Raw genomic sequence first — 12,838 nt, forward strand, 5'->3', positions numbered from 1 at the left:
ATTTTCTTTGATATTGATGGAACTTTACTTGAATTTTTAACAATGATATAAAAAAACGACCGCGTTCCCCCGCAGTCGTTTTTTTCGTGTTACGCTGTGATCCAAGCTTCGTTAGCTGGATTTTTACGCCACTCTTGTAATTTTTTCGTTTCAGCTTGTCCAATCATACCTTTTTCTGCTGCTACTTCAGTTAATGCACTGTAATCGCTTAAAGAGTATGATACTACGTTAGCTGCTTCTAGTTTTTCTTTTCCTGCTTCAAGCTCGTATGTGAAGATTGATACGATTCCTAATACTTCACATCCAGCTTCGCGAAGTGCTTCTACACATGTAATTGCACTACCGCCAGTTGAAATTAAGTCTTCTACTACTACGACTTTTTGACCTTTTTCAGCTTTTCCTTCGATTTGGTTCCCTTTACCGTGACCTTTTGCTTTACTACGTACGTAGCACATTGGTAAATCCATACGATCGCTTACCCATGCAGCGTGCGCAATACCAGCAGTTGCTGTTCCTGCAATAATTTCTACAGTTGGGAAGTGCTCTTTAATTAACTCTTCTAATCCAGCTGCAATCGCTTGACGTACTTTTGGATAAGATAAAGTTAAACGGTTATCACAATAAATTGGTGATTTCATACCTGAAGACCAAGTAAATGGATCATTCGGTTGTAAAAATACTGCTCCAATTTCTAATAAATGCGATGCGATTTCTTTTTTCATACTGTTACACCTTCCCACTGTTGTTTTACTGTTTTATACGCTTCAAGCGGATTTTCTGCTTTTGTAATACTACGTCCAACTACGATGTAGCTTGAGCCAAGTTCCCTCGCACGTTTCGGTGTTGCTACGCGCACTTGGTCATTTACATCATCGCTTGCAAGACGAATCCCCGGTGTTACTGTTACAAATTCATTTCCGCATACTTCACGTAATTTTGGAACTTCAAGTGTTGAACAAACAACGCCATCAAGTCCACTTTCTTTCGTTAATTTTGCATAATGAGCAACCGCTTCTTCTAACGTTTTCTCAATGCCGATCTCTTTTTTCATCATAGCTTCCGAAGTGCTTGTTAGTTGTGTAACTGCAATACAAATCGGTCTCTCTTTTCCTTCTTGCTTACCTTCCTCTAATCCCTCAATCGCAGCTTTCATCATGCTGCTTCCCCCAGCAGCATGAACATTTACCATATCAACATCTAGACTAGCTAGGCTACGCATAGCGCTTTTTACTGTATTCGGAATATCATGAAGTTTTAAATCTAAGAAGATCTTATGTCCCTTTTCTTTTAAGTACGTAATAATCGCAGAGCCTTCTTTGTAAAATAACTCCATACCTACTTTGACAAATAACTCTTCCCCTTCAAAGTGGTGTAAGAATTGTTCTACTTCTTGTTTCCCTGGAAAATCTAGTGCAACGATTAACGACTGTGACATGTTTGCTTCCAGCTCCTTCCTTGACATTCCGAAATGTGATCAAATCCTAATTCATCTAATAATGCTGGTAACTCTTCAATAATTGTCGGACATACGAACGGATCGATAAAGTTCGCTGTACCTACTGCAACTGCGCTTGCGCCAGCATAGAAGAATTCAATTACATCTTCAGCTGTTTCAATACCACCCATTCCGATAATTGGAATGTTAACCGCTTGGCTTACTTCATGTACCATGCGAATTGCTACTGGCTTAATCGCAGGACCTGATAATCCGCCTGTACGGTTTGCTAAAATTGGTTTAGCTGTTTTTAAATCTAGACGCATACCAAGCAATGTATTAATCATCGTTAAACCATCTGCACCTGCATTTTCAATCGCTTTTGCAATTTCTACTATGTTTGCCACGTTCGGTGACAATTTCACGTATACAGGTACTTCAGAAACCTCTTTTACTCGCTTCGTTAAATCAGCAGCAATTTCAGGATTTGTACCAAAGGCGATACCACCTGTTTTTACATTCGGACAAGAAATGTTTAATTCTAGTGCATGGACATTAGGCGCTTTAGAAATTTCCTTCGCAACCGCTACGTAATCCTCAGCTTGTGAGCCTGCAACGTTTGCAATAATTGGAAGGTCAAATTGTTCTAACCATGGTAATTCCGAATTCATTACTTTGTCTAATCCCGGGTTTTGAAGTCCGATTGCATTTAGCATGCCGCCTGGTGTTTCAGCAACACGAGGCGTTGGATTTCCATAACGTGGTTGTTCTGTCGTCGCTTTAATCATGATTGATCCTAGTACACTTAAATCGTAAAACTGTGCATATTCACGACCAAACCCAAAGCATCCAGATGCCGGTATAATTGGATTTTTTAATGATAATCCTGGTAATTCAACTTGCAATCTGTTCATAGTACAACCTCCCCGATTGGAAATACTGGTCCGTCGCTACACACCTTCTTGTAAGAATGTCCACTTGGATCTTCTTGTAAGTGGCATACACATGCGAAACAAGCTCCAATACCACAGCCCATACGTTCTTCTAATGAAATATAGGCTTTTTTCTCTTTGTAACGTCCTTCTAATGCACGAAGCATCGCTAGCGGACCACATGAATAAAGAATATCAAAGTCAATTCCGTAATTATCAATTACATCTGTGACAAATCCTTTTGTACCGTGTGTACCGTCTACTGTCGCAACGTACGTATCACCAAGTTCTGCAAATTTTTCTTCATAGAAAACTACATCTTTCGTTTGAAAGCCTAAGATGTGAATAACACGTACACCTTTTGCAACGAGGCGCTGTGATAATTCATAAAGTGGTGGTACACCAATTCCCCCACCTACTAGTAAAGCTGTTTGACCAGCTTCTGCTTCTTCTACAGGAAAACCGTGTCCTAATGGTCCTAGTACATCTACCATTTCACCTTGTTTTCTAGTTGCTAATGTTTTTGTCCCTTGTCCTTCGGCACGATATAGCATTGTAAATTCGTTCTTCTCTTGATCTACATTACAAATACTAATTGGGCGGCGCAGAAGGGGCGCAATGCCCTCTGCTACCTTAATGTGTACAAACTGCCCTGGTTCGTTCATTTGCTGTACTAACGTTCCTTGAAGCACTAATTCGTAAATATTTTTTGCGATTTCTTTTTGGTTAACGACGATCATATTTTGCTTTTGCATCATGCATGTACCACCTCGTGACGCTTTGTTTGCGTAATTTCTTTCATTGAATGAGCTGAGAATGTCATAGATTCTAATACTCGTAAGATTGCTCTTGTTGTATCAAGTGATGTTAAGCAAGCCACACCATTTTCTACTGATTCACGGCGAATGCGGAAACCATCACGCGCTGGTTGTTTACCTTTTGTTAATGTGTTAATTACAAACTGTGCTTTTCCTTGACGGATAATATCTAGTAAGTTGTAGTCTTCAGAATCAATTTTGTTCACAACTTGTACTGGGATATTTTGCTCTTCTAATGATTGTGCTGTTCCAGCTGTTGCTAATAAGTTATAGCCGATTTCGTGGAAACGTTTTGCAATTTCCATCGCCTCTTCTTTATCTTTATCCGCTACAGTAATGATTACTGAGCCGTGCGTTGGGATGTTAATTCCAGAAGCAACTAATCCTTTATACAATGCTTTTTCAAGCGTTAAGTCTTTACCCATTACTTCCCCTGTTGATTTCATTTCAGGTCCTAATGTTGTATCAACTGAGCGTAGTTTCGCGAATGAGAATACCGGAGCTTTTACATATACTTCTTTCTCTTCTGGGTGATAGCCAGTTCCGTATCCTTGCTCTACTAGGTCTTGCCCTAAAATAACTTTCGTTGCAACATTCGCCATCGGTACGCCTGTAATTTTACTTAAGAACGGTACTGTACGGCTTGCACGTGGATTTACTTCAATTACGTACACTTGATCTTTGAATACTACAAACTGGATATTTAGTAATCCAACAATGTTTAATCCTTTTCCAAGTGCAATTGTATGTTCAATGATTTGTTCTTTTAGTTTTTCAGATAAACTTTGTGGTGGATATACTCCAATTGAGTCACCAGAGTGAACTCCAGCGCGTTCAATATGTTCCATAATACCTGGAATGAATACATTCTCACCATCGGAAATTGCATCTACTTCAATTTCTTTACCAACCATGTAACGGTCGATTAATACTGGGTGATCTGCATGAACTTTAACTGCATTTTTCATGTAGTGCAGTAGTTCTTCTTGGCGATATACGATTTCCATCGCACGTCCACCTAGTACGTAAGATGGTCTTACTAATACTGGGTAACCAATTTCTTCTGCGATTGCTACCGCTTGTTCTACAGTCGTTGCTGTTTTACCAACTGGTTGCGGGATGCCAAGTTTTGTTAAAGCAGCTTCGAATTTATCACGATCTTCTGCACGGTCTAAGTCTTCAAGTGATGTTCCTAAAATTTTCACACCGTGTTCTTCTAGTTTCGCTGCTAAGTTAATTGCCGTTTGTCCACCGAACTGAACGATAACACCTTCTGGTTTTTCTAAATCGATAATATGCATTACATCTTCAATCGTTAATGGTTCAAAGTATAATTTGTCAGAAATACTGAAGTCTGTTGAAACTGTTTCTGGGTTGTTGTTAATGATAATTGCTTCATATCCAGCTTCTTTAATTGCCCATACTGAGTGAACTGTTGCGTAATCAAACTCAACACCTTGACCAATACGGATCGGACCAGATCCTAGAACTACTACACTCTTACGATCTGTTACAATCGATTCATTTTCGTCCGCATATGTGCTGTAGTAATATGGCGTTGCAGATTCAAACTCTGCCGCACAAGTATCTACCATTTTGAATACTGGCATCATATTATTTTCTTTACGCATATCGTAAATTTCGCGCTCCGTTTTGTTCCAAGCTGCTGCAATGTAGTGATCGCTGAAGCCCCTTTCTTTTGCAGTTTGTAGTACTTCCATATTTCCTACATTCGCTTTTACTTCACGTTCCATATTTACGATGTTTTCAACTTTTTGTAAGAAGAAGAAGTCCATTTCACACCATTCATTGATTTCTTCTTTCGTTACACCTTGGCGAATTGCTTCTGCTACAATAAACAGTCGTTCATCATCCGCTTTAATGATACGTTTTTTCATCGTTTCTTTATCAAGTTCTTTTAAGTGGTCTAATTCTAAGTGATAAATGCCAAGCTCTAAAGAACGAACTGCTTTTAGTAATGATTCTTCTAAGTTACGTCCGATTGACATAACTTCACCAGTTGCTTTCATTTGTGTTCCAAGCGTTCTGTTCGCTGATTCAAACTTATCAAACGGCCAACGTGGAATTTTTGAAACAACATAGTCTAACGCTGGCTCGAAGCAAGCGTAAGTTTTTTGTGTTACTGGGTTTACGATTTCATCTAACGTTAAGCCGACTGCAATTTTTGCTGCTAATTTCGCAATTGGATATCCAGTTGCTTTAGATGCTAGTGCAGATGAACGACTTACACGTGGATTTACTTCGATTACATAGTATTGGAAGCTATATGGATCTAGTGCAAGCTGAACGTTACATCCACCTTCAATTCCTAGTGCACGAATAATTCGTAATGACGTGTTACGTAACATTTGGTATTCACGGTCGCTTAGCGTTTGGCTCGGTGCTACAACGATTGAATCACCTGTATGAACACCAACTGGATCGATGTTTTCCATGTTACACACTACAATTGCGTTATCATTTGAATCACGCATTACTTCGTATTCAATTTCTTTACAGCCAGCAATACTTTTCTCCAATAAACATTGTGTTACTGGGCTATGTTTTAAACCACTTGTTACGATTTCAATTAGCTCTTCTTCGTTATGACAAATTCCGCCGCCCGTTCCTCCTAATGTGAACGCTGGTCGAACGATTACTGGGTAACCAATTTCGTTTACAAATCCATATGCTTCATCAAGGTTATGAATAATTTCACTTGGTGGTGTTGGTTCATTTAAATCTTGCATTAATGTACGGAATAAATCACGATCTTCCGCTTGCTCGATTGCTGATAATTTTGTTCCTAAAATTTCAACTCCGCACTCGTCAAGTACGCCTGATTTTGCAAGTTCAACAGCCATGTTTAAACCTGTTTGACCACCTAATGTTGGTAGGATTGCATCAGGACGTTCTTTACGAATAATACGGCTTACGAATTCTAATGTTAATGGCTCGATGTATACTTTATCTGCTGTTGCAGTATCCGTCATAATTGTTGCTGGGTTAGAGTTAACAAGGATTACTTTGTAACCTTCCTCTTTAAGAGATTGACAAGCTTGTGTACCAGAGTAGTCAAACTCCGCTGCTTGCCCAATTACAATTGGTCCTGATCCGATTACTAAAATTGTGTTAATGTCTAGGCGTTTTGGCATAACTCTTCCCCTTCTTTCTTGAAGTTTTCAATCATTGTTAAGAAATCTTCGAATAAATCATTTGCATCTTCTGGTCCCGCTGAAGCTTCTGGATGGTATTGTACTGTAAATGCCGGGAACTTCTTATGACGAAGACCTTCTACCGTTCCATCGTTTAAAGCAACATGTGTAATTTCAAGATCTGTATTTTCAACTGATTCTTCTTCTACTGCGTATCCGTGGTTTTGAGATGTAATTGCTACTTTTCCAGTTGCAAGATTTTTTACTGGATGGTTTAAACCACGGTGACCAAATTTCAACTTACTTGTATTTGCACCTGATGCTAGAGCGAACAATTGATGTCCTAGGCAAATTCCGAATAAAGGAACTTTACCGATAATGTCTTTTAACATTTCAATTGCTTCTGGTACATCTTTCGGATCTCCAGGTCCATTACTTAACATAATTCCATCTGGGCTAAGGCGTAAAATTTCTTCCGCTGTTGTGTTGTAAGGAACTACAATTACATCACAGTCACGCTTATTTAATTCTCGTAAAATACCATGTTTCATACCGAAGTCTACTAGTACAACTCGGTGACCACGACCTGGGCTTGGGTATGGATCTTTCGTTGATACGCGTTTTACATGATCTGTAAATACTGTCGCTTTTAATTGGCTTACAATGTACTCTACATCTGCATCCATGTTACAAAGGCGTCCACGTAATGTACCGTATTGACGAATTTTTCTCGTTAATTTTCTCGTATCAATCCCTGCTAATCCTGGGATATTTCTTTCTTTCAAGTAATCATTTAACGAAATTTCATTACGGAAGTTTGATGGGTGATCACAAATTTCGTTTACGATTAAACCATTTACAGATGGGTGAATGGATTCAAAATCGTCACGGTTAATGCCGTAGTTTCCGATTAATGGGTACGTGAATGTTACGATTTGACCGCAATATGATGGATCAGATAATGTTTCTTGATATCCAGTCATTCCTGTTGTAAATACAACCTCACCTGACTTTTCGATTTCGCCTCCGAAACCTGTTCCAATTAATACTGTTCCATCTTCTAAGATAAGTTGTCTTTTCATACTAATGCACTCTCCTTTTGCCATGCGATCTTACCACCAACGATTGTCATTACCGGCCATCCTTGGCATTTCCAACCTGCGAATGGTGTATTTTTTCCTTTTGATAAGAATGTTGTTGGGTCAATCTCTTCTTCTTGTTCTAAATCAATGATTGTAATATCAGCTGCTCTACCTTCTTTTAGGCGACCTGCTTCTAAGCCGAATGTATCAGCTGGCTTTTCTGTTAAGAATTGAATTAACTGTTCTAGCGTAATAACTCCCTTTTTCACAAGGTTTGTGTATAGAAGCGGGAATGCTGTTTCAAAACCAGTAATTCCAAACGGTGCTCTTTCAATTCCTTGTGCTTTCTCTTCCGCTGTATGCGGTGCATGGTCAGTTGCGATCATATCGATCGTTCCATCTAATAAACCTTCAATTAATGCTGCATGGTCTTCTTTTCCACGAAGCGGTGGGTTCATTTTAAAGTTAGGATCAGCTGATGGGATATCATCTTCACATAACACTAGGTGATGCGGTGTTACTTCTGCTGTTACTTTAATTCCAGCGCGTTTCGCATCACGGATTACACGTACAGAACCTTTCGTACTTACATGACATACGTGATAGTGGCAATCTGCTGCTTCAGCAAGCAGTATATCCCTTGCAATATGTACAGATTCACATACTGATGGGATACCGTTTAATCCGTGTTTCTCAGAAAACTTCCCTTCATGTACACAACCTTTATTAATAAGCGTATTCTCTTCACAGTGCGCAACTACTGCCATATCTAATTTTGCTGCACGTTTCATAGCCGCTAACATCATGCTCGCATCTTGTACGCCTACGCCGTCATCTGTGAAAGCAAATGCTCCAAGTTCTTTTAATGTTTCGAAATCTGTCATTTCAGAACCAGCTTGACGTACTGTAATTGCTCCGTATGGTAGTACGTTAACATGAGCTTTTTCTTCAATACGTTTTTGCAAGTCTTCCATATGTTCTCTGCAATCTGGTACCGGGCGTGTATTTGGCATTGCGCAAATTGTAGTGAATCCACCTTTTGCCGCTGCTAGTGTACCTGTTTCAATTGTTTCTTTATGTTCACCACCTGGTTCACGAAGATGTACGTGTACATCTACTAATCCAGGTGCGATTAACTTTCCGTTCACATCGATTACTTCAGCATTATCTGCCGTAATATTTTCTGCTACCTTAGCGATTTTACCGTCTTGTACGAGAAGATCCGTTGCTACGATTTTTCCTTCTTCATTCATATAACGACCATTTTTAAACAAATAATTCATGTTTCATTCCTCCTAATACATTTGGTAAGGCGCGTTTTAGTACAGCCATTCTTACGTAAACTCCATTTTCCATTTGTTTAAATATACGTGAACGCTCACACTCAACAAGTTCACTTGCAATTTCAACATCACGGTTTACAGGAGCTGGATGCATAATAATGCTTCCTTCTTTCATACGCTTTTCTCTTTCTACTGTTAATCCGTGTTTCTCATGATATTCTTTCATAATGTCTGTTTCATAATGATCATGACGCTCATGTTGTACACGGAGTAACATCATTACATCAACTTCTGGAACAAGTTCATCTAATGGTTTGTATGTTCCAAATGTGTTGTCTTCATCTTGCCACTCTTCTGGACTTGCAAAGTAAATTGTTGCACCAAGCTTCGTTAATGCTTCTGCATTAGAACGTGCTACTCGGCTATGACGAACATCTCCTACTATTGCAATCTTCAAACCTTCAAATCTTCCAAACTCTTGTTTAATTGTAAGAAGGTCCAGTAGGCACTGTGTTGGGTGGTTTCCGCATCCATCTCCAGCATTTAAGATTGGAATATTCACCTGATCTTTTAGTTCATCGAAGTAGCGATCTTGCTCGTGGCGGATGACCACTGCTTTTGTTCCGATTGATTCTAGTGTTCTTATCGTATCGTATAGAGTTTCTCCTTTTTGTACGCTAGATGCATCAGCTGAAAAGTTTAAAACATCAAGTCCTAATCTCTTCTCAGCAACTTCAAAGCTAAATCTCGTTCTCGTACTATTCTCAAAGAACAAGTTCGCAACAAAAGTTTGCTCTGTCGTTTTGCTCTCTTTTCCATTCGCAAAATCTTCTGCATCTTTTAGGATTTCTGAAATTTCTACTTCCGATAATTCACTCATCGTTAACAAATGGCTCATCGTCATCCCTCATCTTTCTGATTTTTATGTTACCACTTTTGAATTTTTATAACAACTTTTGCATAAAAATACCCTAATCGTGTGAGACTAGGGTGCAAGAAAGAAGCCACCCTTTCCGGTCTCACAGGACTGAATTAAAAGGTTATTATTATGAAGCAATCTGCTTAGATTGTTTTATTTGTTTCGTTTCCGGTAGTAGTAGATTTAACAGTACACCTACAATTGCTGCTAGTGCCATTCCTTCTACTTGGAATGATTCTCCTACATGAAGTACCGCTCCACCAATACCGATTACTAATATTACTGATGCAATCATTAAGTTTCGTTTGTCACTTAAATCTGTTTTATCATCTACCATCATGCGTAATCCGCTTGATGCGATTACACCGAATAGTAAGATTGATACACCACCCATAACTGGTGTTGGGATCGAATGAATCAGTGCAGAAATCTTACCGATAAATCCGAACATGATTGCGAATACTGCTGAACCGATGAATAAGTATACACTGTATGCTCTCGTAATTGCTAGCACACCGATGTTTTCACCATACGTTGTATTCGGTGGCCCACCGATTAGTGACGCGATTAATGTTGCTACTCCGTCACCGAAGATTGAACGGTGTAAACCTGGTTTTTCAATTAAATCTCTTTTAATAACATTTCCAAGAACAATTTGATGTCCGATATGTTCTGATATTGTTACTAGTGCAACTGGTACCATCAAGAGTACAATCTTCCATGAAAACTCTGGTGTGTATGTTACAAATGGTACTGTGAAATCTGGTACAACAAACCATTTTGCCTCAGCTACCGGCTTTAAGTCTACTAGCCCTTGGAAGTAAGCGAAGATATATCCGCCGATAATGCCAAGTAACACTGGTATGATACTGAAAAATCCTCTTCCAAATATCGAGCATATAATTGTAATTGCTAATGTTACTAACGCTACTGAAAAGTGTGTAAAGCTATATTTGCCATCCGCACCGTTCATCGCCATGTTAACTGCTGTATGTGCTAAAGCTAGACCGATTACCATTACTACTGGACCAACTACGATTGGTGGTAGTAATTTCATAATCCACTCTGATCCTGATTTCTTAATTCCGAGTGAGATTAAGATGTACACAAGTCCTGCTAGCAAACCACCAAGCATTGCCGCTCCCGGTCCACCTGCCGTTTTCGCTGTTATAATCGGTGCGATAAAGGCGAATGATGATCCTAGATAAGCAGGTACTTGACCTTTCGTTATAAGAAGAAACGCTAACGTTCCTAATCCACTTGATATTAATGCTACTGATGGATTCAATCCTGTTAAAAACGGAACAAGCACTGTTGATCCAAACATCGCGAACAAATGTTGTATACTTAAAAATAACCATTTTCCCGGTTTCGGTACTTCATTAACGTCTAACACTGGCTTTTGTTCCATTGTTACATCCTCCTTCAGTTTAAATCTTTGCAATAAAAAAACTCTTTGTGCCTGTGCACAAAGAGTCCTACACTTTCGTATGCCAAATTTGACATATGAAAGCCAAGACCCTTTGGCAGCCTCACAGGACTACATTTAAAAGGGCTTTACTTATCGTATATGCTTACTCGATCTTGTTGATCTGTCTCTTGCAAATCAACTTCGATACGCTCTTCACTTGATGTTGGAATATTCTTCCCTACATAATCAGCGCGAATTGGTAATTCGCGATGACCTCTATCAACAAGAACCGCCAATTGGATTTGAGATGGTCTACCTAAATCCATAAGAGCATCCATTGCTGCTCGAACTGTTCTTCCTGTATATAATACGTCATCCACAAGGATAACTTTTTTCTTCGTAATATCTACAGGGATATCAGAACCTTTTACAAGTGGTTCTTTATTTTTCGATTGTAGTGTTAAATCATCACGATATAACGTAATGTCTAACTCTCCAACTTCCATTTCTTTTCCTTCAATTTGACCAATTCGTTCTGCCAAACGTTGTGCAATAAAAATTCCACGAGTTTTAATTCCGACAAGAACACAATTATCGACACCTTTATTTCGTTCCACGATTTCATGACTAATTCGTGTTAAAGCGCGGCGAATCATTTGGTCATCTAAAACGACAGCTTTCTCTTGCATGCTCTACACCTCCAAGCTTTTTTCTTGCGTGAGAGTAATGGTATAAAAAAAGTCCTCTCAGCGTGTGCGAGAGGACTTTTGAAAAAAGGGTACAACATACCCTAAGTATTTCAAACCGTTACCTTCTCAACCTCACGGGGCTGTGTTAAAGGATCATTATTTAACTGTTGTCAGTATCTCAGTTTTCTTATGATTTGTCAATACTATTTTCGTAAAATATTTAATGCGTCTTCAAACACTTCTGGAATCGGTGCCTCAAACTGAATATATTCACCAGTACGAGGATGATCAAAGCCTAAAATACCCGCATGAAGTGCTTGTCCATTCATATCTAACGTTTTCTTCGGACCATACTTCGGATCTCCTGCAAGTGGATAGCCAATATATTTCATATGAACACGAATTTGGTGCGTACGTCCCGTTTCTAAGCGACATTCTACAAGTGTAAAGTCTTTAAAGCGTTCTAACACTTGGAAATGCGTAACAGCGTTCTTACCATTTTCATCAACTGTCATACTTTGACGCTCTTTCTTATCACGAGCAATCGGAGCATCAATCGTTCCCTTATCATGCGGAATCACACCGTGTACAATCGCTTTGTAACGTCTCGTTACTGTTTTTGCTACAAGCTGATTTACAAGCGATTCATGTGCCATATCATTTTTAGCAACCATTAATAGTCCAGATGTATCTTTATCGATACGATGCACGATACCTGGACGCATTACACCGTTAATGCCTGATAAGTCTGTACAATGGTGCATAAGGCCATTTACAAGTGTACCACTTGTATGCCCTGGTGCTGGATGTACAACCATACCACGTGGCTTATTTACAACAAGCACATCTGCATCTTCATAATAAATTTCTAAATTTAAATCCTCTGGTTGAATATCTAACTCTTCTGGTTCAGGAATTGTTACTGTAATTTCATCTTCTTCTTTTACTTTATAATTCCCTTTTACCGCTTTCCCGTTTACTGTCACAACTTCATCTTTAATCCATTGCTGCACTTGCGTACGTGACCATTCGTTATTTATCCCTGTAACGAATTTATCAATTCGCTCGTTTTTTTGCTCTGCTGCAACTGTTACTTGTACTACTTCACTCATTC

General features: G+C 39.1%; 11 protein-coding genes. All 11 read right to left on the reverse strand.

From position 1 onward, the window contains the following. Positions 1 to 89: 89 nt before the first annotated feature. Complete coding sequence (gene pyrE, locus DN399_RS19015) at positions 90 to 722, reverse strand: orotate phosphoribosyltransferase (protein ID WP_000711443.1); 633 nt, start codon at positions 720 to 722, stop codon at positions 90 to 92. Then, positions 719 to 1,435, reverse strand: coding sequence for an orotidine-5'-phosphate decarboxylase (gene pyrF / locus DN399_RS19020; protein WP_149149895.1), 717 nt, complete (start codon positions 1,433 to 1,435; stop codon positions 719 to 721). Before pyrF ends, pyrE begins: the two co-directional genes overlap by 4 nt. Continuing rightward, complete coding sequence (gene pyrD, locus DN399_RS19025; RefSeq protein ID WP_001081049.1) at positions 1,420 to 2,349, reverse strand: dihydroorotate oxidase B catalytic subunit; 930 nt, start codon at positions 2,347 to 2,349, stop codon at positions 1,420 to 1,422. Before pyrD ends, pyrF begins: the two co-directional genes overlap by 16 nt. After that, positions 2,346 to 3,125, reverse strand: a complete 780-nt coding sequence (gene pyrK, locus DN399_RS19030) for a dihydroorotate oxidase B electron transfer subunit (RefSeq protein ID WP_000983359.1) — start codon at positions 3,123 to 3,125, stop codon at positions 2,346 to 2,348. Before pyrK ends, pyrD begins: the two co-directional genes overlap by 4 nt. Next, a complete protein-coding gene (gene carB, locus DN399_RS19035) occupies positions 3,122 to 6,340 on the reverse strand; it encodes a carbamoyl-phosphate synthase large subunit (RefSeq protein ID WP_149149896.1) in 3,219 nt (1,072 codons plus the stop codon). The genes pyrK and carB overlap by 4 nt, the downstream gene beginning before the upstream one ends. Further along, a complete protein-coding gene (locus DN399_RS19040) occupies positions 6,325 to 7,422 on the reverse strand; it encodes a carbamoyl phosphate synthase small subunit (RefSeq protein WP_000828680.1) in 1,098 nt (365 codons plus the stop codon). The genes carB and DN399_RS19040 overlap by 16 nt, the downstream gene beginning before the upstream one ends. Next, positions 7,419 to 8,705, reverse strand: coding sequence for a dihydroorotase (gene pyrC, locus DN399_RS19045; protein ID WP_001108367.1), 1,287 nt, complete (start codon positions 8,703 to 8,705; stop codon positions 7,419 to 7,421). The genes DN399_RS19040 and pyrC overlap by 4 nt, the downstream gene beginning before the upstream one ends. Further along, entirely contained in the window at positions 8,689 to 9,603 is a 915-nt protein-coding gene (pyrB, locus tag DN399_RS19050; protein WP_000018861.1) for an aspartate carbamoyltransferase, read from the reverse strand. The genes pyrC and pyrB overlap by 17 nt, the downstream gene beginning before the upstream one ends. 148 nt (positions 9,604 to 9,751) lie before the next feature. After that, complete coding sequence (uraA, locus tag DN399_RS19055) at positions 9,752 to 11,035, reverse strand: uracil permease (RefSeq protein ID WP_000435928.1); 1,284 nt, start codon at positions 11,033 to 11,035, stop codon at positions 9,752 to 9,754. 146 nt (positions 11,036 to 11,181) lie between these two features. Then, positions 11,182 to 11,724 carry a bifunctional pyrimidine operon transcriptional regulator/uracil phosphoribosyltransferase gene (pyrR, locus tag DN399_RS19060; protein ID WP_001156491.1) on the reverse strand — a complete coding sequence of 181 codons (543 nt, stop codon included), beginning with the start codon at positions 11,722 to 11,724 and terminating at the stop codon, positions 11,182 to 11,184. A gap of 203 nt (positions 11,725 to 11,927) precedes the next feature. Further along, entirely contained in the window at positions 11,928 to 12,836 is a 909-nt protein-coding gene (locus DN399_RS19065) for an RluA family pseudouridine synthase (RefSeq protein WP_000005833.1), read from the reverse strand. Positions 12,837 to 12,838 lie beyond the last annotated feature (2 nt).

It is taken from the genome of Bacillus sp. AR4-2 (assembly GCF_008274865.1).
GTDB classification, from domain to species: Bacteria; Bacillota; Bacilli; order Bacillales; family Bacillaceae_G; genus Bacillus_A; species Bacillus_A cereus.